Annotated in this window: 21 protein-coding genes and 1 pseudogene; 3 read left to right on the top strand and 19 right to left on the bottom strand. The window is 58.3% G+C overall.

Going from position 1 to position 22499, the window contains the following annotated elements; all coding sequences use genetic code 11:
• Window positions 1–184 (top strand): hypothetical protein (locus tag HCK86_RS23995; protein WP_210260023.1); only part of this gene is annotated, 184 nt, incomplete at its 5' end.
• Window positions 185–722: 538 nt separating this feature from the next.
• Here HCK86_RS23995 and hydA read toward each other — a convergent pair.
• The 15 genes from hydA to HCK86_RS23275 all read right to left on the bottom strand — a co-directional run bounded on the left by hydA (window position 723) and on the right by HCK86_RS23275 (window position 17577).
• A complete protein-coding gene (hydA, locus tag HCK86_RS23345) occupies window positions 723–2132 on the bottom strand; it encodes a dihydropyrimidinase (protein WP_176086899.1) in 1410 nt (469 codons plus the stop codon).
• A 76-nt stretch (window positions 2133–2208) separates the two neighbouring features.
• Complete coding sequence (locus HCK86_RS23340) at window positions 2209–3129, bottom strand: ABC transporter permease (protein ID WP_176086898.1); 921 nt, start codon at window positions 3127–3129, stop codon at window positions 2209–2211.
• Between the two features lie 9 nt (window positions 3130–3138).
• Window positions 3139–4251, bottom strand: a complete 1113-nt coding sequence (locus HCK86_RS23335; RefSeq protein ID WP_176086897.1) for an ABC transporter permease — start codon at window positions 4249–4251, stop codon at window positions 3139–3141.
• The gene (locus tag HCK86_RS23330; protein WP_176086896.1) at window positions 4238–5794 is read right to left on the bottom strand and encodes an ABC transporter ATP-binding protein; all 1557 of its coding nucleotides are present in this window, start codon (window positions 5792–5794) and stop codon (window positions 4238–4240) included. Before HCK86_RS23330 ends, HCK86_RS23335 begins: the two co-directional genes overlap by 14 nt.
• A 70-nt stretch (window positions 5795–5864) precedes the next feature.
• On the bottom strand, window positions 5865–6914 hold the full coding sequence (locus HCK86_RS23325) for a BMP family ABC transporter substrate-binding protein (protein WP_176086895.1): 1050 nt from the start codon (window positions 6912–6914) through the stop codon (window positions 5865–5867).
• Window positions 6915–7067: 153 nt separating this feature from the next.
• Entirely contained in the window at window positions 7068–8036 is a 969-nt protein-coding gene (locus tag HCK86_RS23320; RefSeq protein WP_176086894.1) for a nucleoside hydrolase, read from the bottom strand.
• A 63-nt stretch (window positions 8037–8099) separates the two neighbouring features.
• Complete coding sequence (locus HCK86_RS23315; RefSeq protein ID WP_176086893.1) at window positions 8100–8591, bottom strand: ureidoglycolate lyase; 492 nt, start codon at window positions 8589–8591, stop codon at window positions 8100–8102.
• The gene (locus HCK86_RS23310; RefSeq protein WP_246739747.1) at window positions 8588–9514 is read right to left on the bottom strand and encodes an allantoinase PuuE; all 927 of its coding nucleotides are present in this window, start codon (window positions 9512–9514) and stop codon (window positions 8588–8590) included. Before HCK86_RS23310 ends, HCK86_RS23315 begins: the two co-directional genes overlap by 4 nt.
• A 185-nt stretch (window positions 9515–9699) precedes the next feature.
• Window positions 9700–10383 (bottom strand): GntR family transcriptional regulator, encoded by a 684-nt coding sequence (locus HCK86_RS23305; protein WP_176086892.1) that lies wholly within the window; start codon window positions 10381–10383, stop codon window positions 9700–9702.
• Window positions 10384–10935: 552 nt separating this feature from the next.
• The gene (locus HCK86_RS23300) at window positions 10936–12012 is read right to left on the bottom strand and encodes an alpha/beta hydrolase family protein (protein ID WP_176086891.1); all 1077 of its coding nucleotides are present in this window, start codon (window positions 12010–12012) and stop codon (window positions 10936–10938) included.
• Window positions 12012–13013, bottom strand: a complete 1002-nt coding sequence (locus tag HCK86_RS23295) for an oligopeptide/dipeptide ABC transporter ATP-binding protein (protein ID WP_176086890.1) — start codon at window positions 13011–13013, stop codon at window positions 12012–12014. The genes HCK86_RS23300 and HCK86_RS23295 overlap by 1 nt, the downstream gene beginning before the upstream one ends.
• A complete protein-coding gene (locus HCK86_RS23290) occupies window positions 13013–13999 on the bottom strand; it encodes an ABC transporter ATP-binding protein (RefSeq protein WP_176086889.1) in 987 nt (328 codons plus the stop codon). Before HCK86_RS23290 ends, HCK86_RS23295 begins: the two co-directional genes overlap by 1 nt.
• Before the next feature lie 11 nt (window positions 14000–14010).
• Window positions 14011–14952 carry an ABC transporter permease gene (locus HCK86_RS23285; protein ID WP_176086888.1) on the bottom strand — a complete coding sequence of 314 codons (942 nt, stop codon included), beginning with the start codon at window positions 14950–14952 and terminating at the stop codon, window positions 14011–14013.
• Complete coding sequence (locus tag HCK86_RS23280) at window positions 14949–15929, bottom strand: ABC transporter permease (protein WP_176086887.1); 981 nt, start codon at window positions 15927–15929, stop codon at window positions 14949–14951. Before HCK86_RS23280 ends, HCK86_RS23285 begins: the two co-directional genes overlap by 4 nt.
• Window positions 15930–15996: 67 nt before the next feature.
• Window positions 15997–17577, bottom strand: coding sequence for an ABC transporter substrate-binding protein (locus HCK86_RS23275; RefSeq protein WP_176086886.1), 1581 nt, complete (start codon window positions 17575–17577; stop codon window positions 15997–15999).
• 200 nt (window positions 17578–17777) lie between these two features.
• On the opposite strand from HCK86_RS23275, the gene HCK86_RS23270 reads away from it, so the two are divergent.
• The gene (locus HCK86_RS23270; protein WP_176086885.1) at window positions 17778–18707 is read left to right on the top strand and encodes a LysR substrate-binding domain-containing protein; all 930 of its coding nucleotides are present in this window, start codon (window positions 17778–17780) and stop codon (window positions 18705–18707) included.
• A 345-nt stretch (window positions 18708–19052) separates the two neighbouring features.
• Here the strand turns inward: HCK86_RS23270 and HCK86_RS23265 are convergent, their stop codons facing one another.
• The gene (locus HCK86_RS23265) at window positions 19053–20129 is read right to left on the bottom strand and encodes an IS110 family transposase (protein WP_176086884.1); all 1077 of its coding nucleotides are present in this window, start codon (window positions 20127–20129) and stop codon (window positions 19053–19055) included.
• Between the two features lie 394 nt (window positions 20130–20523).
• A pseudogene (locus HCK86_RS23260) lies at window positions 20524–20685 on the bottom strand (IS3 family transposase); the annotation flags it as partial.
• Here HCK86_RS23260 and HCK86_RS23255 point away from each other — a divergent pair.
• The gene (locus HCK86_RS23255; RefSeq protein ID WP_176086881.1) at window positions 20606–21040 is read left to right on the top strand and encodes a hypothetical protein; all 435 of its coding nucleotides are present in this window, start codon (window positions 20606–20608) and stop codon (window positions 21038–21040) included. The pseudogene HCK86_RS23260 and the gene HCK86_RS23255 overlap by 80 nt on opposite strands.
• 51 nt (window positions 21041–21091) lie before the next feature.
• On the opposite strand, the gene HCK86_RS23250 is transcribed toward HCK86_RS23255, so the two are convergent.
• The gene (locus tag HCK86_RS23250) at window positions 21092–21922 is read right to left on the bottom strand and encodes an AraC family transcriptional regulator ligand-binding domain-containing protein (RefSeq protein ID WP_176086883.1); all 831 of its coding nucleotides are present in this window, start codon (window positions 21920–21922) and stop codon (window positions 21092–21094) included.
• Between the two features lie 192 nt (window positions 21923–22114).
• Window positions 22115–22499 (bottom strand): autotransporter domain-containing protein (locus HCK86_RS23245; protein ID WP_176086882.1); only part of this gene is annotated, 385 nt, incomplete at its 5' end.

Below are 22499 nucleotides of genomic sequence, written 5' to 3'. Positions count from 1 at the left end.
ACTAAAAAGCGTCGCGAAACCCCGCTCACTTTTGTCTCTATTGGAAAAATGCGAACTTGCCCTGCCATTTCACGACAAAGGTCAATTCTGCTTTGCGACAAGACATAAATTGAAGTGGTTCGGTCTGTTTGAGCAAGCCGGCACGCGCTCTCAAGTGGTTTTCGGCACCACTTATGCTGCTTGACCATGAAAAACTAAAGCGGGGTAGAACCCAATCCGAGTGGCCGACACGTCCGCCAAGGGCAGGTATTCCCTCGAAACACGCCAAAACCTGCCAGTCCGTTCACAGCCCCTTTCTCCCCGCCTTCGGCCTGCCTGACTGACTTTAGCCTCAGACTGGACAACCCGCGCGGTGCCAAATGCCCGGCCACCGGCCCGGGGAAGGTCCCGCGGTTTTCCTGTGAGGTGTCTACAATTCGCGGGGCTATTCAGATCGATGTGATTGGTCGTTTGGAAACGGCCCATGGCCCGGTGGCTGGAGGTATCGTCGACCGCGGCCAGCGATGGGTCGACGGTTTGCTATGGTCGCACATCGACGCCAATGGCGTACTTTCGAAGCCGACAAGCACAACAGGCCAGACAGCCGAACACGATCCCCGCGCCTACCCAATTGAAATCTTTGGTGATCCCGACGCGATTCGAACGCGTGACCCTCAGATTAGGAATCTTCGACAAGTCTTTAGGAGCGTTTCTGCGCGTTCCGCAGCCATGCTAGATTGAGTTCATGGCGCGATATAGTCGTAGGCGTCGCGGGCAAGATAAATCCCGGACGGATCGCGTTGCACGGGTTCTCCGTTTTCGGCGATGACATCACCGCGCAGCAGCGTCATCGTCGGGAAGCCACGAACCTTCATGCCCTCGTAGGGCGTGTAGTCGCAGGCGTGATGCATCATCTCGTTTGTGAGGGTGACCTCTTTCTTGCGATCCCACAGCACAAGATCCGCGTCGCTGCCAATGGCGATCACGCCCTTGCGCGGATAGAGGCCGAACATGCGCGCCGGTTCAGCGCATACGAGCTCGCAGAACTTGACGAGGTCGATGTGGCCGGCGTTGACACCATGATGGTGAAGGAGCGGCAGACGCGCGGCGATGCCGGGAATGCCGTTCGGAATCTCGTGAAAGCCGATATCGTCCCTGCCCTGTGTCTTGCCCGTCTCTCCCCAGAAAAGATTGGGGGAATGATCGGACGAGATCAGCGTGATCGTGCCTGACGCGATCGCCTGCCACAGCGCTTGCTGGTCGTCTTTGGTACGCGCTGGCGGGCCAAAAATGAACTTCGCGCCCTCGATGCCCGGACGATCAAGATCGTCCCTCGTCAGCACCAGATATTGCGGGCAGGTCTCGGCGAAAACCTTGACCCCGCGCGCCTTGGCACGCGCGATTTCGTCCGCAGGCTCCTTGCCCGAAACATGAAAAATTTCAATCGGCACATCGAGCGTTTCGGCAAGGGCGATGATCCGGTTCACCGCCTCCCGTTCGGCGGCAATGGGCTTTGAATCCGGGAAGTATTTCGGCTCGGTCTTTCCGGCCCTGACCAGTTTTTCCGTCATGTGTGCAATCAGACCATGATGTTCTGCATGAACGCAGACAAGCGCACCGTTCCGGCGCGCTGCCTCCAGGACCTTCAGGATCTGCTGGTCATCGATGCCGATGCCGTCATAGGTCATGAACACCTTGATCGACCGGTTGCCAGCATCGACAAGGGCGGGAAGCTCGTCTTCGAGAACGGTGTCCGTCGCATCGGTGATGGTCATGTGGAAGGCGTAGTCGATCTTCGAGGCCTTGGCCTTCTCGTGATAATCGGCGACCGTGTCCTTCAGCGAATGCCCCGGAAGCTGCCAGGCGAAGGAAACCACCGTAGTCGTGCCCCCCACGGCTGCCGAACGGGTTGCGGTCTCGAAGCTGTCACAAACAATCGAAGACGGATGGTCAGGCTGGTCGATATGGGCGTGACCATCAACTCCACCCGGAGTCACGATCATTCCCGTCGCATCGATATGGCGTTTTGCATTGCCCTCGAGCCCGGCGCCAAGCGCCACGATCACGCCATCCCTGATACCGATATCGCAGAGAACCACGGCATTGCCGGTAACAACCCGGCCTCCGGAAACCAGAAGATCATAGTCGGACATGATGAACCTCGAAAGAAGACAGATGAAAATAAGGAAGCCGGCCGGGGAGCCCGACCGGCCTGCATGTGAAGCAGAACTATTCGACGTCGAAACGCCATGCGGCACGCTTTTGCCGCTTGCGCGTGTTGCGCACGCCGACGAAGACCAGCGCCGCCACAGTCACCGCGTAGGGGATGATCTGCAAAAGTTGCGGAGCAATGCCCGTTATCTCGGGCAGGCGGATTGAAAGCGCCTGCGACGTTCCGAACAGAAGCGCAACCAGCGCCGTCGCATAGGGTCGCCCCTTGGCGAAGAAGATCGCGGCAAGAGCGATCAGGCCACGGTCGTTGGTCATCTTGTTGGCAAACAGCGTGACATAACCGAGCGACAGGTAAGCGCCGGCCAGGCCGCAGAAGACGCCAGAAAGCAGCATGGTCTGGACCTTGATGCGCTGGCTGTTGACGCCTGCCGCCTCGGCCGCATCCTCGGCCTCGCCGACGACCCGGACGCGCAGTCCCCAGCGCGTGCGATGAAGCACGAATGCGACCACCGGCACGGAGAGATAGGCCAGATAGACCATCAGCGAATGGTCGTTGAGCACCGGCCCGATGAACGGGATTGCATCAAGGCCGGGGATATGGATCGCGGTAAAGCGCGGAATGTCCGGCGACGCAAAAACACCGTCCTGATTGAAGATGCCCTTCAGCAGCAGCGCGGTGAGACCATAACCGAGAAAGGTGATCGCAACACCGGCGATGAAGATATCCGCCTTGAATTTCAGGGCAAACAGCACCAGCAGTGCCGACAGCGCGACCGAACAGACGACCGCAGCGGCCACCCCCAGGAACAGGCTGCCAGTCACATAGGCGACACCGACGGCGGCAAAGCAGGCGACAATCATGAAGCCGTCGAGGGCGATGTTGAGCATGCCGGCACGATAGGTCAGCAGACCGCCCATCGCCGCAAAGATCAGCGGTGTGGAGATGCGGATGGCAGAAAATACGAGGTCAGAATCCATGGTTCACTCCTATTCCTCTGCCGACGACTGGCGATCCGCCGTCTTGGTGGCCTTGTTGCGCGTCAGCCAGTGCCCGATCTGCGGCCAGGTGAAATTGGCGGCCAGGATCAGGACGATGATGAACTGCAGCACCTGCACCAGATGCTTGCTGAGGCCGGTCATCATCTGCAGCACGACACCGCCGCTGTTGAGCGCGCCGAAGAGGAAGGCCGCGAAGATGATTCCGATCGGATTGTTGTTGGCGAGCATCGCCACTGCGATGCCGTCAAAACCGTAGCCCGGAGAGAAGTTCTCGTAGAAGGCTCGATACTGGCCGAGAACCTGTTCGGCGCCGCCGAGCCCGGCGATGCCGGAACTGACGAGAAACACCGTCAGCGCCTGCCGGCGCACGCGAATGCCGCCGTAATGCGCAAAGCGCGGGTTCATGCCGATCATCTTAAATTCGAAGCCCGGCTTGGTGCGGGTGTAGATGTAGCGGAACACCAGGCAGAGTGCGATGGCGATGACAAAGCCGACATTGAACTGCGAATAGATCGAAAAGTTCGCCAGCTCGGCGCTCGGCATGATGTCGGGCAGCTTGTTCGTCGGCCCCGGCGCCTTCAGCACGCGCGCCGCGATCCAGCCGGTCAGCAGCAGCGCGATCGGGTTCATCATCAGGCAAACGACAAGCTCGTTGACGTTGAAATAGACGCGCAGCAGCGCCGGCAGCAGCCCCCAGAGCATGCCGCCGATGATCGCGGCGATGATGCAGACGGGAAGATGGATATAGGCAGGCATGTCGAAGGCATAGCCCGCAATGCCGGCAAACAGCGCACCGACGATCAACTGACCCTCGGCGCCGATATTGACCAGACCGGAACGGAAGGAAAAGCCGATCGCAAGCCCGGTGAACAAGAGCGGCGTCATGAACTGCAGCGTGACGAGGAAGTTCGGCAGACCGACGACGCTGCCTTCGAAGATCATCGCATAGACTTCGAACGGGTTCTCGCCGAGAAAGAGGACGATGATGCCGCCGATCACCATCGAGATCAGAACCGCCACAAGGGGCACGACCAGAAGCCTGAGACCGGAAAGGATCACTTCGCCCGTGCTGCGTTTGGGTAGATTGTCAGTGGGCTGCATGAGCACTCTCACCTTCTTCTGTGTCACCATGACCGAGGCCGCCCATATAGTGCCCCACCTGTTCGAGGCTGATTTCGGACGTCTTGACATCGGCAACGATCTGACCGCGATAAATGACCAGTATCCGGTCTGCGAGCGCGAATACCTCGTCGAGATCGGCGGAGATGACGAAGACCGCTCGACCGGCGTCGCGCATGTCTACGAGTGTGCGGTGGATGCCCTCGATCGAGCCTATATCGACACCCTGGGAAGGCTGTTCGGCGATGATGAGGTCGGCATCGCGGGTCAGCTCGCGCGCCAGCTGCACCTTCTGCTGATTGCCGCCGGAAAGCGATCCGGCTTTCTTCTCGGGATCCGCGCCGCGGATATCGAACCGGCGAATGAGATCAAGCGAACTGAGCATTGCCGAACGCGTGTTGAAGAACGGCTTCTTGCCGAATTCGTCGATGTGACCGACCGTGGTGTTTTCCCAGATGCCGCTTTCGAGCGACAGTCCCAGCCCGCCCCGATCGGCGGGAATATAGGCAAGTCCGGCATCGCGGTTCTGATCCGGCAGATGCCCGGTCTTCTTTCCGAAGATCCTGACCGTTCCGCTGTCCCAGCGCCTCAGACCCGCCACGCATTCGACGATCTCGTCCTGACCGTTACCCTGAACGCCGGCCAGCGCAACGATCTCGCCGCGCCTGACGCTGAAGGACAGATTGTCGATGACCTTCTCGCCCTGCTGGCCGGTGGCCGAAAGTCCATCGACCTCCAGCGCGACCTCGTCTTTCACGCGGGCTTCGTCCTTGACGACCTTGAGCGTAACCTCGCGACCGACCATGAGGTTGGCAAGCTGTTCGGCGGTAACATTCTCGTTGTCCAGCGTCGCCGTCGTGCGTCCGAGCCGCATCACGGAGATGCGGTCGGCAACGGCGAGCACTTCACGCAGCTTGTGGGTGATGAAGATGACCGAACGGCCGCTCTCGGCGAAGACGCGCATCGTGGCGAACAGTTCACGGGTTTCCTGCGGTGTCAGAACCGCAGTCGGCTCGTCGAGGATCAGTGTGTCTGCCTGCCGGTAAAGCGCCTTCAGGATTTCAACGCGCTGACGAAGCCCGACCGGCAAGGTCGAAATCACCGCTTCGGGGTTGAGTTCAAGGCCGAAGCGCTGGCTGATTTCGCGGGTCTCGCGGATCGCGCGGCGGCGATCGATCAGTCCGCGGCCGGTGAGCGGCTCATGGCCCAGGATGATGTTTTCCGCCACCGTCAGGCTCGGCACGAGCTTGAAATGCTGGTGCACCATGCCGACACCGGCGGCGATCGCTTCGGATGGCCCGTTGAAATCGACTTCCCGACCACTGACGCTGAGCGTCCCGTCGTTCGGTTTCAGCAAACCGTATATGATGTTCATCAGCGTCGACTTGCCGGCGCCGTTCTCACCGATAATGGCATGGACCTCTCCCTTGCGAACCGTGAGAGAGGCATCGTGAATAGCCGTGAAATCGCCAAACCGTTTGACGATCTTGTTGACGCTCACGGCTTCTTCCGTCAGGGACGACATGAGCACTCCTTAAGGGCAGCTGTCCGGCGCCGCATCTCGGGCGCCGGACTGATCACGTGAATGCGTCTGCTTACTTTGCGTCAGCAACAGACGGCGGAGTAGCGATCGGGGGAGTGCCCATTTCCTTCTGGCCAGGCTTCAGGTCGAAGAAGTTCGGAACGACGATCTCGCCGGATTCGACCTTGGCCTTGATGGCTTCGAGACCGGCCATGGTCTCCGGAGAAATCAGGCCCTTGTTATTTTCGTCCATGGCGAGGCCGACGCCGCCTTCCTTAAGGCCGTACATCAAGGTCTTGCCGCCCTGGAAGTCACCGTCGATCACACTCTGGACCATGTCGTAGGTGATCTTGTCGACGCGCTTCATCATTGAGGTCAGAACGTGGCCAGGCGCCAGATAGTTCTGGTTGGAGTCGACACCGATGGCGAGCGTGTTGCTTTCGGCAGCGGCATCGATGATGCCGGAGCTCGTGGCACCGGCAACGGCGTAGTTGACGTCAGAGCCTTCGCCAACCATTGCAAGGGTGAATTCCTTGCCGACAGCCGGATCGTTGAATGTGCCGGAATAGCGTTCCAGAATCTTGACGTCGGGGTTGGCTGTCTTGGCGCCGTAATAGTAGCCGATGAAGAATCGGTGGATGACCGGAATGTCACGACCGCCGACGAAACCGATCGTGCCAGTCTTGGTGGTCTTGGCGGCAAGCCAGCCTGCGAGGAACGAACCTTCCCAGTCCTTCGGAATGGCGGCAACGATGTTCGGATCGGTCATGCCGGCATCGATCAGACCAAATTTCTGATCCGGGAAGGAGGCAGCGACAGCCTCCATTGGCTTGACCATATCGAAGGAGCTGCCAACGATCAGATCGAACTTCTGGCCGGCCGCACGGGCAAGCGACGACTGGAAGTCAGAAACGGCGCGCGGCTGGATGATGACATAATCGATGCCAAGATCCTTCTTAGCCTTCTCGAGGCCAGCAGCCATCATGTCGTTGAACGAACGGTCGCCGAGACCGGATTCCGAAGTGATCATTGCAACGCGGATGCTATCCTTGGCGTTGGCTGGAGCTGCCGATACGACAGCAGCAAGTCCGATGGCGCAGCACGCCAGTAGCTTACGAAACATTACATTCCCCTTGCGGTTTTTGAGTGCCTTTTGGCAGAAGAGAGGGCGAGGATCGACATTGTTGTCCTCCTGGCGTTTCCCGGATTGCGCCTTTTTGGCGTCGTTATTTTTGCGCCCCGGCCGATCAGATGGCGGCAGAGGCGGAGCGTAGTCTCAGGCCTTCGGGCTAAAGGCGCTGTTCAGGAAAGAGAAAAAGAGATCACGGTTGGCGCCGAATGCCACATGGCAGTTGGCGGGCTTTCGGCGGAAGGCTTCGGTGCGCACCTGAGTGTCGATGACCGTACGCCCCACAGTCAGCGTACCGACGGTTTCGACATCGACGTGAAGGAACTTGGTGTCGATCACTTCCGGCGCGATCAGCGCGGCCACGGCAAGCGCGTCGTGGATCGGCGCATAGCCCTTGGTGGGAAGCGGCTGAATACTGTCATAACTGGCGATGCGATGCTTGAGGAAGGTCGCGGCAGCCTTGCCGGCCGGCGTGCCATGCGCTTCAAGCGCATCGGCGTGCGCCGTGCAAAGAGCCGCCTGATAGGTAGCATCGAGCGGAACCATGGTGACTTTCCGGAAACCTGCTCCGAACACCATGGCAGCGGCCTCAGGGTCGGCCCAGATATTGAATTCAGCAGCAGCAGTCCGGTTTCCCCAGCCGTGAGAGCCGCCCATGATGACGACTTCCGGAACGTTCTTGACGAAATCCGGATCAAGCGCAAGAGCGGCCGCAATGTTGCTGAGCGGGCCGACTGGAACCAGCGCGATCTCGTCGGTGGCGTTGCGGAAGGTCTCGATCAGATACTCGACGGCGTTATTCGACTTCGCCTTCAGCGAAGTGTCGGGCAGCGGCAGCTTCGGTCCGTGGATACGGCTGCCCTGATCGCCTTCCTTGCGGGGCTCGGGGAAATCCTGCCGCGCGATCGGCCGCGTCAAACCCTGATGGACCGGGATCTTCGGCATGCCGATATAATCGAGCACCTTGAGCGTGTTCTCAGTGCAGTTTTCCACCGACGTATTGCCGTTCACTGTGGTGCAACCGACCAGCTCCAGATCGTCATGCAAAGCTGCCAGCATGATGGCAACGGCATCATCGGTTCCTGTATCGACGTCTAGAATGAGTTTTTTTGTCATTGTTCCACTCTGATCTTTCAAAAAGCTGAGTTTTGTTTATCGGGTACCCGAAGCGGGCCGGGCTTATTTCTTGTCACCTCTTGGCAGGTGTCCGTTCAACCAAACTGCGATTGCGTTTTCGTTCAGCGAATGAAACTCACAATCGGCATCCGAGAAGTCTCGTTTCATGATCACCGCCATCAATCCGGTGCCGTGAACCACGCTCATATGTGCGTGCCAGACGTCGCGGTGATACTGCATCGCCGTGCCCCCGGGGATCCGGAAGGCGCGCGCGGCAGAAACGTCCGGCGCTCCGTCGACAGTCTTCGGGCAGACCACTGCAATGTAGTCCTCACCGGCGACCGGCACGAACGTCTGACTGTCGAAGCGGTGTCGTTCGAGCGTGTCGACCCGAAGGCCTTCCGGCGGAAAGATCGGCATGTGCTTCATCTCGACCCAGGCCTTCAGCTCCGGCCGTTCCGTGGCGACCGGCAGCATGCTGCCGACCTCACAGAGAAGCCCGAAAAAAGAAAAGCTTTCGGTCGAGACCGCCTCGACGTCGACGTCTTTGATCATTGGCCGTTCTCGTCGCGCTCGAGCCAGGCGTTTGCGATCTCGTCGCGCGTGGTAAACCAGACATCGGAATACTGCTTGGCGTAATCGAAGAAGCGTTTCAGCGAACGGATACGGCCGGGGCGACCGATCATGCGCGGATGAAGGCCGATCGACATCATGCGCGGGCCCTTCGCGGCTTCCGCATAAAGCGTGTCGAAGCTCTCGCGCATGTAGTGGAAAAAATCGTCCGCCTGAGACAGGCCCGGAGAATTCCAGAAGCGCAGATCATTGATGTCGCACGTGTACGGCACGACCAGGCGGCGGACACCATCGACCTTCACAAAATAAGGCACATCGTCGTTATAGGCATCGGAATCATACTTGAAGCCGCCCTCTTCGATCAGCAACTTGCGCGTTCGTACGCTCGGCCCATAACGGCAGTACCAACCGACCGGACGGCGGCCGCAGGTCTTTTCAAAGGATTCAACGGCAAGCCGGATGTGCTCGCGCTCCTCCTCTTCCGTCAGACGGAAGACCTCTTCCCAGCGATAGCCGTGGCTGCAGATTTCGTGACCGGCGGCGACAGCCTCGCGTGCGACGTCCGGATTCTGCTCGAAAGCAACGGCACAGGCAAAAAAGGTCGAGGGGATGCCGGCATCGCCGAGCGCATCGAGGACACGCCAGATGCCGACGCGGGAGCCATATTCATACATGGTCTCCATCGCGATGTTGCGCACGGAATTCGGAAGCGGATAGCTGCCCCACTCGGTCATCGGCTCCTGATCGGGATCGCCCATTGCATAGGAGCGCTCGGAACCTTCCTCATAGTTGACAACGACATTGACCGCCAGCCTGGCACCATTGGGCCAGGCGCCTTGCGGAATGTTACGCCCGTAGCCGACGATGTCGCGAACAGGCCCTTCGAACAGGGGGGAATTATCCAATGCATGATCTCCAAATTAATGCATGCACGATTGCACGCAATATTGCATGCGTCAATGCGGGCGATAATTATTCCCTGAATTTTGGTGGCAGCCTGTTGATATGTACGTTGACGAAGATGGCAAACACGCCGGCGCTCTCGCGCTGCGAGAACGGGCGAAAACAGCCTGCGCGGCGATGGCTACAGTCAGATGAATTCGAAGGAGTCGATCTCGGCGCGCCGGGCCTCCGTCAGATCCAGGCTGGAAATGATGTGATCGAAATGATGCGCCATGAGATGAGCCGCGCCTTCCGGATCATTCTTCTCGATGCAGTCGATAAGACTGCCATGCTCTTCAGAGAGACACAGAATGCCGGATTTCTTTTCATAGACCGACTGCACCAGAACGCAGCGGCGGATCAGCTGAGCGACCATTTTTTCCAGAACCCCGTTTCCGGAGATACGGGCGATGGCAAAATGGAAATTGGCGGCAACGCGGTTGACGTCGGAGCGCATCGCCGCGAAGGCTTCACGCTCGTCGCGCAGATTTTCACGCAGCAAAGCGATATCTTCAGGCGTGGCACGCTCGCAGGCAAGCCGCACCACAAGGTCTTCCAGGTGGCGACGGGTCTCGAAGACATTGTGCGCTTCCTTGGTCGTGGGTCTGCTGACAAAAGCCCCACGGTTCAGTTCAAAGACGACAACATCTTCGTCACGCAGGCGCTCAAGAACCCGCCTTACGCGAGAACGCGGCACATCAAAACGTTCCGCAAGCTTCACCTCGTTCAGGTGCTGCCCCGGACGAAGGTGCTTGTCGATGATCGCATCCACCAGACGGTCGTAGAGGAGGTCTTCGACCGGGTGCTTGCCTCTCACTTTTTCTGTCGCCAATTCCGTCGCCTCCCGCGTTGCGGAGGTCCATCCGGCAACACGACCATTATCGGGGATTAGAGCTGCCGAAATACCCAGAAACGAACAGCGTCGAACGTGCTCGCTTGTTTCATATTCCGCGTCTGCATGCAACTCAAGCACAAGAGCCCATCCGGAATTGATCGATCAGGAGGGGTCGAGACCAAATTCATGAAGTCTTTGCAGAACGCGACGGCAGCACGTTTGGAACCGGGTTTGACGACGTCCAGAAGATACTTATAGTGTCTGGATGAGAAGAAACTGGCTCCCGGGTGAGAGCCAGATCGCGGATGTGGCCATGAGCAGCCAACCTGCCTGACGGCGGCTTTGACTCTAGTATACCGGCCTCAACCCCTGAAATGCGTCAACGCTCCAATCTTCAGCTGCTCGACTTCACTCCCGACCACATAGCGCTATTCTCCGTAATGGATGACGGGGTGGGGGCGAATGTCGTTGACGACACGCTTGTGTTGATTGCCACTGAGAACTGACCCGGCGGGTCACAAGAAAGGATCAATCCAGCCGCCTTGGACATCAAATCATCGCCAAGAATTTCGGCCAGGCAAGATCTGCGTAGAAGCGGTGCCCCCCCTCTCCGACAGCCAATGCAAAGTCCTGTTCCCGTCCCTGCGCCTTGAAGATCCGAGCGACATGATCACTTGCTTCCAGCACGCTCGCATGCGGGAAAAGCGGGTCGAGCCGGCCCATGACGACGAGGATCTTGGTCCCGCGCATGGCACCGGCAATATCGGGGAAATCAAGCCATGTCAGCATATCGGGCAGGTAGTTGTCCGTGCAGTGGTCGATCGCACCAATTGTGCCGGCAACAGTGCCAAAGAAAGACGCAAGCATGGAGGCCTTGAGCCGTGGCTCGACTGCGCTTGCATACCATCCGACGGTACCGCCGCCAGACTGCCCCATGATGTAGATGCGATCGGCATCCAGCGTGGCGATTTCCTCGATCGCGTCGCAGGCGCGAATGACATCGAAAACTCGTTCACCGAGAAGCGTGCGACCGACAAGAAGCGCAGTCATGGCGGGGTGCTTGCAGGTGCGGTTGTCATCGTTGCGGGCAAGATCACCGGTGCGGCGATGGTCCTCAGGTCTGTGATCATGACGCTCGCCGAAAGCACGCTGCTCCATCGCCAGCGCCGCAAAACCACGCCGGACGGCCTGGAGCGCGAAATCGCGATCACCGCCGAGCGAGTTTTCATCGCCCTCATATTTCGCCTCACCGAGAGAAATATGCGCGCCTGTCGTATGCCCTTGCAGGCAGATCATGACCGGCAGAGGCCCCTCCTTGCCCTTCGGCAGCAGCAGTGTGCAAGGCACATCCGCGCCCGGCTCAGCGGTAAAGACAAGGCGCTGGCGCAGATAGTCGCCGCAGTCCTGCGCTTCACCGAGCAGAACCGGCCTTGCCGATGTACCGGGATGAACGGGCATTCTCAGGAGTTCGGTCAGCTTGGCGCGCAGTTCGTCGCTCCAGCGTTCCAGATCAACGCCATCAGAGAAGCCAAGCTGACGCGGTGCCCTTAACATCAGATCCATATGCAGAGCTTCCGGATCGAAACAAAACTGCCGGGTTTCGGGATTGGATTGGGTATGCGTCATTATAAACGGCCTTCTTCAATGGCATGGCATGAAACGGTTCCGCCTGGAACCGCGAAAGGAAGCGGCGCTTCGCTTCGACAGCGATCACTCGCTGCGGAACAACGGGGATTGAACGGGCATCCGGCTGGAGGCTGCAGCGGATTGGGGACTTCGCCCGTCATGGCTGGCGGGATCCGCCCTGGCTTGTCAGCACGCGGGATCGTTTCCAGCAATGTCTTTGTGTAGGGATGCAGCGGCGCGGCAAACAGCGCCTCCGCCGCGCGATCCTCAACCAGCCGGCCAAGATACATCACCCCGACATGGTCAGCCATATGATGAACGACCGACAGATCATGCGTGATCAGCAGGAAGGAGAGACCGAAATCGCTCTGGATATCCTTCAACAGATTAAGGATCTGCGCCTGAACGGAAACATCCAGCGCCGAGGTCGGCTCGTCACAGATCAGGAATTGAGGATCACAGGCAAGCGCACGGGCAATCGAGATGCGCTGGCGCTGACCACCGGAAAATTCATGCGGAAACTTGTCTGCAGCGCTTTTGGGAAGGCCGACCTGCTCAAGTATGGCCAGAATACGTGTCTTCAACTCCGCCCGGTCAATTCGGCCAGAGGCGCGCAGTGCTTCGGCAAGAATGCGTGCGATCCGCCAGCGCGGATTGAGGCTGGCATAGGGATCCTGAAAGATCATCTGAATGCGGCGATGGCGCTTCCAGGCGGCCTTGCGCGCGCCCTTTGCCGAAAGATCGATACCATCAAGAGCAATATCGCCACCACTGATCGGCTCCAGCCCGACCAGCATACGGGCGATGGTCGACTTGCCGCAACCGCTCTCGCCCACCAGTGCCATTGTCCTGCCGGGCTGAAGCGCCAGCGACACATCGCGGACAGCGTGGACAGCAATGTTTCTTGCCTGGCCTGGTCCGGCCGAGACCTTGTAGATCTTTGCAAGATTTAAGGCCACCAGATCGCCAGCGGCAGCGGTTTTGATTGACTGATCGCTCATCAACGGATCTCCCCGGCGTGAAGGCAGGCCACCAGGCGCTCCCCTGCCGAGAAGAAGGCAGGACGCTCAGCCATGCAGGCATCTGTTGCGACAGGACAGCGCGGATGAAAGGCACAGCCCTGCGGAACGGCGTGCATGGAAGGCATGGCGCCTGGAATTTGCGGCAGCCGCTCGACCTTGCGCTCGAGCGATGGGATCGCCGCCAAAAGCCCTTTCGTATAGGGATGAGCTGGCTTGAGCAGCACATCCGCCACCGGCCCGGTCTCGACGATCCGCCCGGCATAAAGCACGGCAACACGATCCGCTGTCTCGGCGACAACACCCATGTCGTGAGTGACGAGAATGACGGAAGAACCGTGTTCCCGGCTGAGCCGCCGCAACAGATCGAGAATCTGCGCCTGGATCGAGACATCAAGCGCGGTCGTCGGCTCATCAGCAATAATCAGGCCGGGACGCAATGCCAGAGCCATGGCAATCACGACACGCTGTCTCATGCCGCCGGAGAATTCATGCGGATAGCAGTGCAGCCGCTGACGTGCAGCGGGAATACCGACCTCCTCCAGCAACCTCAAGGCCTCAGCCTCGGCCGCTTCCCGCGTCATCACCCTGTGCGCCTTCAAGGTACGCACGATCTGTTCACAGACGGTGAAAAGCGGATTGAGGCTGGTCAGCGGATCCTGAAACACGGTGCCGATCTCGGCACCGCGGATCTTTTCCATGGCGCGCGTTCCAAGCCGGTCGATACGCTTTCCGTTCAGCCTGATTTCGCCCGACGTGATCGAGCAGTTGCGCGGCAGGAGCCCATTGACGCAGCTGCTGGTCAGCGACTTGCCTGCGCCGGATTCACCGACAAGTGCCAGGATCTCGCCGGCCTGAAGCTGCAGATTGATATCGGACAGGGCCTCTACGGAGCCACGCCGCGTCTTGAAAGCCGCGCTCATGTGGTCGATCGTCAGAACCGGCGCTGCGGCTGTTATGTTGTTCATAGTCGCCTCCGTCATCCCTTGATCCTCGGATTGAGTGCATCGCGCAGCCAGTCACCAAAGACGTTGACGGAAAGTGATAGGAGCACGAGTGCCAGCGCAGGCCAGACTGTGATCCACCATTCACCGGAAAAGAGATAGTCATTGCCGGTACGGATCAGCGTGCCGAGCGAGGGCCGTGTCGGCGGCAGGCCGACGCCAAGGAAGGATAGCGTCGCCTCGGCAATAATGGCATTGGCAAGACCCAGCGTACCGATAACCACAACCGGCCCCATAATATTCGGCAGGATATGCCGGAACAGGATCGTGACGGGCGACAGATGCATGATGCGGGCAGCCTGGACATATTCGCGACGGCGCTCCACCAGCGTCGAACCGCGCACCGTCCGGGCATATTGGACCCAATCGGACAGGCCGATCGCCAGGATCAGTACAGGCAGGGCGAGCCGGTTCTGCATCTCATGGCCAAAGGTTGCGCTGACGATACCATCAATCAGAAGCGCCACCAGAATATTGGGGAAGGACAGCTGAATATCGGCGACACGCATGATGAAGGCATCAATCACACCACCAAAAAAACCAGCCAGAAGCCCAAGGAACAGGCCGAGTGCGGCCGACAGCAATACCGCCGCCAGTCCGACAAACAGGGATACCCGCATGCCGTAAAGGATCAGCGACAGCACGCCACGTCCCTGATCGTCTGTTCCGAGCGGAAAATCACTGACGCCGCCCGGCTCCCACATCGGCGGCAGCAGGCCATTCATCAGATCCGGCGCCAGAAAGGGATTATGCGGCGCCACAACACCGGCAAAAATGGCAGAAAGGGTGAGAACCAGAAAGATGAAGGCGGAAATCACCGCCACCGGAGACCGGCTGAAGCTGTACCAGAGATCGCTGTCGAGAATGCGGACCAGAAGCGAACGCCCTTCACCCGCCGGGATTGTATTGTCGCTCATCGGGAGGCTCCCTGCGAACCGCGCAGGCGCGGATCAATACGATAGTAGAGAAGGTCAACCGCAAGATTGAGCACGACGAAAAAGGCCGAGACCAGGACCAGATAGGACGCCAGGATCGGCACATCGGCAAATTCGACGGCATTGATGAAAAGCAGTCCTAGCCCCGGCCACTGAAATACAGTTTCGGTGATGATCGAGAAGGCGATCACGGCACCCATCTGCAGACCAATGATGGTGGTGACCGGCACCAGCGTGTTCTTCAGTGCTTCCTTGAACCAGATGACACGATCGGAAAGACCACGGGCGCGTGCAAAGCGGATATAGTCTTCTTCCAGCACTTCAAGCATCTCGGCGCGCACCAGCCGGACGATAAGGGTCGTCTGGAAGAAGGCCAGCGTGATGGTTGGCAGGATCAGAGACCGCAGGCCGCTCAAGGTGAGAAACCCCGTGTTCCAACCACCGAGGGAGACCGTGTCCCCACGCCCGAACGAAGGCAGCCAGCCGAGATCGACCGAGAAGAACAGGATCAGAAACATGCCGATCAGGAATGTCGGCAAAGACACACCAACAAGCGAACCGATCAGCAGAACATGCGAGGAAAGGCTGTTGCGGCGAATGGCCGTGTAGACCCCGGCTGGAATGCCGACGATGATCGACAGGAACACCGCGCAGAAAGAAAGCTCCAGCGTTGCCGGCAGGCGAGCGGCAATCAGTGAGGCTACCGGCATGCCCAGCCTGTAGGATACGCCGAAATCACCATGCAGCATGCGCCAGACAAAGGCGGCATAGCGCACTGGCAGCGGATCGTTGAGGCCCAGCGCCTGGCGAACGGCATCGCGCTCGGCAAGGGACGCATCAGCGCCAACCATATTGAGCACGGGATCGCCGAGATAGCTGAACATCAGGAATGCGATGAAGGCGACGCACAGCATGACGAAAATCGCCTGCAATGCGCGCCGGAGCATAAAGCTTATCATGGTCTTGTCCTGGTAAGGCCATGCCCTGCCCGGCAAACATCACCGGGCAGGGCCGTTTCATTCGGCGTCAGTCCTTGACGTTGGCATATTTCCAGACGAACACGTCATCCGGACGCTGGACGACGTCCAGCTTGTCGCTGACACCCCAGGAGAGCGTCTGTTGATGGATCGGGATGAAGTAGACCTGATCGTGAACAATCTGCTGCGATTGCGCCAGAAGCGCGTCGCGCTTTGCAGGGTCGGATTCACTGACGGAAGCCTCGATGATCGCATCAAGTTTCGTGTCGTTCAGATGACCGGCATTCCAGGTTCCCCAGGAACCGGTGCGGGTGTGGATAGATTCCTGCATCAGCCCATTGGCATCGATATTGCCCGGTGAAAGCCCCAGGAACCAGAGACCGCGACGGCGATTGGTGTCAGCAAGGCTGGTGACCAGCTGGCTAACCGGCATGGCATCAAGACTGACGGTGATGCCGACCTTGGCCAGCATGCCGACGATTGCAGTGCAGATCGCCTCATCATTAACATAGCGGTTGTTGGGGCATTCCATCGTCGTGGAAAAACCATCCGCATAGCCTGCAGATGCCAGCAGTTCCTTGGCCTTATCCAGATCATAGGGGAACCGTGTCATGTCCTTCGGGAAGCCATGAAACTCCTGTGGCACCATGGCCGCCGTCGGAATAGCCTTGCCGCGCATGATCACACGCTGAATGGCATCGACATTGATGGCCCGATAGACCGCTTCACGCACGTCGCGGCTGGAGAGCGGATTTGCATCCGTGTCGCTGCCCGGAAGTGGTGCCGGATCGACATCCATACCGACGAAGACAACGCGCAGTTCCGGCCCGGCCAACAACCGGACACCGGGTGCATCCTCGATACGCTGCTGATCCTGCAGCGGAACCGGAACGGCAAGATCAATCTCACCTGACAGAAGGGCAGCCGTGCGGGTCGCACTGGAACCGATCGGCCGGAACTCCACCTCGGTAACATTGTTGGTGGCGTCGCCCCACCAGCCGTCATTGCGTACCGCAACCGTCTTGCTGTCGGGTTCGCGATCGGTGATCTTGTAGGGACCGGTGCCATTGGCGTGGGTCGAGGCATAGCTGTGCTGGATGTCTTCCGCGCTGGGATCGGCTTTCACGCCGTGTTCGTCAGCCCAGCTTTTCGACATAATGTACCAGTTACCCCAATCATTGATCAGAATGGGGTTGGGCTCGCTCAGGAGAATGTCCACCGTGTAGTCATCAACCTTTTCGGCACCGACAACACTGTGCATCTTTGAACTCTTGATCAGCGAACCTTCCGAGAGCGATCGCTCGACAGAGAACACCACGTCATCAGCGGTGAAAGGCTGTCCGTCCTGAAAGGTGACGCCCTGTCGCAAATGGAAGCGCCAGCGTTTCGGATCGACGATTTCCCAGCTTGTGGCAAGTGCCGGCTGGATCTCCATATGCGGACCACGCTCGATAAGACCTTCATAGACATTGCCAAGAACGCCGAGATTGAACGTCTGATCCAGCGCGTAAGGATCAAGCGTGGAGACATCAGCCGAATAGGACCACGTCACTTTCTCTGCAAGCGTCGGAATAGCCGAACCGGCAAGCAACGCCGCCGTGCATGCAGCCAAAAGGATTTTTCTCATCATGTTCCCCTTTTTGAGAATTTGACCTCATCGGAAATGAAGCCAAAAAACACATAAAAAACAATCATTTATTAATTGAATGAGATCATTTGAAAAATTTTGTATTCTCCACGTAAGCGCAAATGAACTATAGATTGGCGCGGTGCACGCTTTGGTCGCGTACCGGTTTCCAAGCCGCAAGGGACAAGGCCGTGCGAATTAAGATGCGTCAGCTTGAAGCGTTCAGAGCCGTTGTCAGCACCGGTTCCATAACCGGCGCGGCACGGGCACTGGGCCTATCGCAGCCAACTGTCAGCAACCTGGTTATAGCTTTGGAAGAAGAGCTGAAAGTACAGCTTTTTCAGCGCATTAAGAAACGCCTCGTACCAACGAACGAAGGCCGCAATTTCTTCACCGAAGTCGACAGAACCCTGAGTTCGATCGAAAAACTGTCCAATGCCGCTGATCGCCTGCAGGCCAAGGCAACGGGATGGTTGAACGTCGTTATGCCGCAAAGCTTCGTCGTCAATATCGTCCCCGCAGCAATCAAGCGCCTGCAGCGAAAGCAACCGGGGCTAGGTGTGACGTTGGAATATCTTCCCGCCGGGGAAGCTGTGGAATCTGTCGCGGCCGGCGATTGGGATTTCGGGATAGCCCGGCTGCCGATCACACATCGCGGTGTGGATATGTTTCCGATTCTCCAATCGGAATATGTCTGTGTTCTGCCGCAGGGGCATCTCCTGACCAGAAAAAAGACCTTGGTTCCTCACGATCTGGAGGGCGAAGCGGTCATTCTGCTCTCCCGCCGCCACGAGGAACGCTACGAGATTGTCGAGGCCTTCCGATCAGAGGGCGTGGTTCTGAATGGGCTTATTGAGACTGGTGCATTGACCGCCACCTGCGCATTTGTCTCAGCTGGCATCGGTATTGCAATTCTCGATGCCGTTATTGCCAGCGGCTACCCGGACACCAATATCGAAATGCGCCCTTTCGGACCGTCCATGACCAATGAATTCGCCTTGATCCGCGAACGTGGCGCCATCTTCAGCCCGGAAGCGAACCTGTTCATTGATGCCATTCGCGAAGCCATTGCCGAGTCTCTGCTAAGCGGAGAAAAGCATTTTCGCCTGATACACGACCAGCAGTCTGACTGAGCTCAAACGACCGCCCAGATTGGCAACCCATGGCGACCGACGCCGTCCACCGCGCACCCGCCGAAAAAAAGCGACAGACCCCTAGCCTAAGTTACGCGCTTGAGTGCCGGCGCACTCCTCAATGACTCCAAACCAGCTCACAAGAACATGGACGAAATCAGCGGTGACCTTCACTACCGCACTCATCATGACGGCCTTCATAAACTTGGCATGAAATACTCCAAACCGGTTCAACAGTTGGAGTCTGGTTATTTGGGGCCAGAGGTGAAGGTGGTGCGAAAACTTGAAGACTAGAGTGCTGAACTGCGGTTGGTCAGCGCTACCGGCCTGACGCCCTTCTAAGTGTCAAGCGGCGATTTGAGTCTGATTGATCTGTTTTTGGCGCCGCATGATGATGCCGAAGACTTCGCGGGCGATGTAGCGCTTGAGGCTGCGAATGGCCTCGAGCTTTGAGTTTCCGGCAGCAATGCGCTTGGCAACATAGGCCTGGGTGCGTGGGTCCAGTCGCAGCCGTCCGATCGCGATGATGTGGATAGCGCTGTTGGCTGCGCGATCACCGCCTCTGTTCAGTCGGTGTCGGACAGTCTTGCCGGAAGATGCAGGAACCGGGCTGACGCCGCAGAGGGCTGCAAAACTCGCTTCGGATTTCAAGCGCTCGGGATTATCGCCAGCCGTCAGCAGTAGTTGCGCCGCGCTGTTTAGACCGATTGCTGTCTGTCCTAGCAGTTCAGGGGCGAGATCTTTAACGATGGCTTCAATCATGTCGTCCAGATCTGCGATCTCGTCATGCAGTTCCAGATAACGCCGCGCCAAGGATTTGAGCGAGATGCGATAGGCTTCTTCGACTTCCCGATACGCCGTGAGATCAGGCCGCAAAGCTGCCAGCGTACGGATCAGCTGCATGCGCGTCATTTGCCGCAGCGGGTCTCGCAATTTGTCGGGGGCGCAGACAATCGTCGTCTGAATCATCTGCAGGGCAATGCGGCGCGCCTGAACGGCTGTTTTGCGGCATACCCTGAGAACACGAAGACTTTCGACCATTCCGTCCCGGCTTCGCGGCGTCACCGTGTGTCGTTCAGCAAAGGCGGCATGGGCGGCGCTTTCCGCATCGAAGTCATCGTTCTTGCCGCGACGACGGCGGTCGAGCTTGTCAGGTGCCGTGACTTCCAGAACTTCGACGCCAGCCGCCTTCATGTACCGCAGCAATCCCGCGCCATAGCTTCCTGAGCATTCAATCCCGATACGCTGCAGATCGCCAAAAGACCTCATCCAGGCCAGCATCAAGCGATACCCATGACGGGTCGTTGGAAAGCTCTCGGTGCCAAGAGCGCGGTCCTGATGATCGACGACCGCAGCCACGTGCAAGTCCTTGTGGGTATCGACGCCTCCGACAACGTGAGAAGCTTCTGGGTGTTCGGCCATTCGATGATCCTTTCCTGCGGCACATGAACAAACTTTGCTCAGAAGAATGCAGGGACAGGACAGTCATGAGACCGGATGGTCAGGCCCTTCTTGGGTCACGCGCATCTTTTGAGACAAGCTCGCCGCAGGGCGTTCCCGGATGATCGACAGGTCCAGGGAAAGACACGTGTCAGGTCGATCGGAATGAGAGTCAGATCACTCCGAGAGGCCATGCGGCGCCAACCCAGCGAATGGTCGATCGGTGTTCGAGTCAAACCATCCGAGAACTGGCACCAATCGTATGACTATCCGTGTTGAAGATGTCGGGCTTGCCGTAACGAGCAAGCGCTTCCTCGACTGCTTCGATGCAGAAGGCTTGGACCTGTCGCGTATTTGTGCCGCTCGGATTACTCACTTAAGCTACCTTTCGCTCGAAAGCCAAGGGGCTTTTCCAGCCTGGGGCTGAGTGGCGACGGCGCGGATTGTAGAAGCCGTTGATGTATTCGAAGATGGCGACTTCGGTATCACGACGCGTTCGCCAGGACTGCTGCCACAATAGCTCGGCCTTGATCGTCTTGGAGATTGGAACCATCGTCGCAGTTCGTCTTTCCCAGTACCATTCGAAGAACGGCCTTCGCACGCGTATTCTCGAGATTGAACCCACCGAACAATCACTTTCTCCTGATGTCTGTCGCCCATTCCGCGACGCAACGAACGTGACGCCGAGCGGACTGGGGTTCACACGTGGAGATATCTTCATTCCTCCTCACATGATCACTGCTGAAGGGATACAAGCGGGCGATCTTGTGGAAGGCGTGGCCGTTGCAAGTTTGGATAAGAAGCGTGGGAAATGGGGAATGAAGGCGATCCAGGCGAAAGTTGTCGCACGAAATCACTTCGACCTTGGAGGTGAAAACGATGGCTGGGAATAGCTGTCGCAAATCAACACTCATAGGCCGGCTACTCGTACAGCTCGGACCGCATCATAGAACTGCGGCGAGCGAAACTCGGTCAAGGCGAAGGCAACATTGTATATAGCATGATTGTCGAGCACACGCGCCTGAAGGCTTGCTGCCATGCAGCGTGCAGGTCAGATCCAGATGAATTGTCTCGCGAACAAGCGCGGAGAAGGCATTCGGCGGACGCCCCTGTACCATGGTTTTCAAGTCACGCCATCCCGGCTGCGACAAAGGTTCGCTTTGAACGTGTCGCCGGTTCTCGAGAAGCCTAGACGGGAAAGCAAACGCCATGGCATGGCTTCCGCTGCGGATCGGTACGGATAACGCTCTCGCCATTTCTTCAATGCGCTGGTCATAACCGACGTCCAGCTCTATCCAGTCCGGTTTCCAATGCTGACCGGCATAGCATCGAAATGAGCTGAGCAGGGCAGGTATAGTATGCTGCAGATGCTGAAGACGTTCAGCAGGACGGAGACCAAATACGTGATAGGTGAATTGCGCACGCGATCCGCTGGTCGACAATTCTAACGCAGTGCCAGTCTGGTGATAGGCAATCGCCCTGGCCGCCCGCTGAAGACAGCCACGCAGTGTCGGCGCGGCGCGCGAATAGGCAACCCAAGTGCCATAGGCATCGATCATCACCCGCCCTGTCTTCAGCCCCAGAAGCGGATCGCCAGTCATATGGGCAGCCGCTTCGTAAAGTGCAATCAGGTTATTGAGCGGCACCATGCGTTCAGCTTCGCCTGCAACATCAATCGGCAACCCCGCCTCGGCAAAAAGCTGCGCGGCAGCATGTGGTCCTTCTATCCGGTCAAGAAACGCGGGAAGCGGGCCGATGCCACGCACCGAAGTCATCGCGATTGATCTATTTGATCGGGCCAAGATGGATCTTTGTCATGATATGTAAGATTGAAATCGGTATTCCGTAGTTGAAGCGCAACGCTTTGAGACGGTCAAGGGCCGGACATTTCCGCGAACAAAGACCTGTTTTCCTGAGACGGGCGTTTCCGACGGACAATCCGATCAGTTCGCTTTCGACTGGAGCTCCTAGAACGCTACGTTCAGATTTGCACTCACGACGTTTTCTCGTGCATTGCTGCCAAACCGTCCCTGATAGGCGAAGCCGAATGTCGTGCTTTTGGTCACGCCGAAATCGATCCCGGCTTTTACGATGGCAGCATCTTCGGCAATCGGTACGCCGGTGACGGTAAAGGCATTGGATGTGACAAAGGCATGGGTTGCCGATGAGGTCGTGTCACCGAATGCATGTTGCCAGCCCAGCATGCCATGGAGCTTCGCGTCAACCTGGCTGAGACGGAAGCTGTGACCCGCCCTGATGCCGAGCGTGGTATAGGTGACGTCGGAATTATCGCTGCCGCCATAAAGCCCGGCCGTGCCGTTTTCGCTATAGCTTCCCGTGTTGAGATGGACC

It is taken from the genome of Martelella sp. HB161492 (genome assembly GCF_013184775.1).
Lineage (GTDB): Bacteria > Pseudomonadota > Alphaproteobacteria > Rhizobiales > Rhizobiaceae > Martelella.
Note: the sequence above shows the minus strand (reverse complement) of the source record. Positions and strands in the feature narration are given on the sequence as shown.

Bases quoted from the DNA above. Each gene is read 5' to 3' on its own strand.
- HCK86_RS23280 (WP_176086887.1), bottom strand. From the start codon at position 15,929: ATGATAAGCTTTATGCTCCGGCGCGCATTGCAGGCGATTTTCGTCATG.
- HCK86_RS23290 (WP_176086889.1), bottom strand. From the start codon at position 13,999: ATGAACAACATAACAGCCGCAGCGCCGGTTCTGACGATCGACCACATG.
- HCK86_RS23320 (WP_176086894.1), bottom strand. From the start codon at position 8,036: ATGACAAAAAAACTCATTCTAGACGTCGATACAGGAACCGATGATGCC.
- HCK86_RS23255 (WP_176086881.1), top strand. From the start codon at position 20,606: ATGTATTCGAAGATGGCGACTTCGGTATCACGACGCGTTCGCCAGGAC.
- HCK86_RS23275 (WP_176086886.1), bottom strand. From the start codon at position 17,577: ATGATGAGAAAAATCCTTTTGGCTGCATGCACGGCGGCGTTGCTTGCC.
- HCK86_RS23295 (WP_176086890.1), bottom strand. From the start codon at position 13,013: ATGAGCGATCAGTCAATCAAAACCGCTGCCGCTGGCGATCTGGTGGCC.
- HCK86_RS23330 (WP_176086896.1), bottom strand. From the start codon at position 5,794: ATGTCGTCCCTGACGGAAGAAGCCGTGAGCGTCAACAAGATCGTCAAA.
- HCK86_RS23300 (WP_176086891.1), bottom strand. From the start codon at position 12,012: ATGACGCATACCCAATCCAATCCCGAAACCCGGCAGTTTTGTTTCGAT.
- HCK86_RS23265 (WP_176086884.1), bottom strand. From the start codon at position 20,129: ATGGCCGAACACCCAGAAGCTTCTCACGTTGTCGGAGGCGTCGATACC.
- HCK86_RS23340 (WP_176086898.1), bottom strand. From the start codon at position 3,129: ATGGATTCTGACCTCGTATTTTCTGCCATCCGCATCTCCACACCGCTG.
- HCK86_RS23250 (WP_176086883.1), bottom strand. From the start codon at position 21,922: ATGACTTCGGTGCGTGGCATCGGCCCGCTTCCCGCGTTTCTTGACCGG.
- HCK86_RS23315 (WP_176086893.1), bottom strand. From the start codon at position 8,591: ATGATCAAAGACGTCGACGTCGAGGCGGTCTCGACCGAAAGCTTTTCT.
- HCK86_RS23270 (WP_176086885.1), top strand. From the start codon at position 17,778: ATGCGTCAGCTTGAAGCGTTCAGAGCCGTTGTCAGCACCGGTTCCATA.
- HCK86_RS23325 (WP_176086895.1), bottom strand. From the start codon at position 6,914: ATGTTTCGTAAGCTACTGGCGTGCTGCGCCATCGGACTTGCTGCTGTC.
- HCK86_RS23285 (WP_176086888.1), bottom strand. From the start codon at position 14,952: ATGAGCGACAATACAATCCCGGCGGGTGAAGGGCGTTCGCTTCTGGTC.
- hydA (WP_176086899.1), bottom strand. From the start codon at position 2,132: ATGTCCGACTATGATCTTCTGGTTTCCGGAGGCCGGGTTGTTACCGGC.
- HCK86_RS23335 (WP_176086897.1), bottom strand. From the start codon at position 4,251: ATGCAGCCCACTGACAATCTACCCAAACGCAGCACGGGCGAAGTGATC.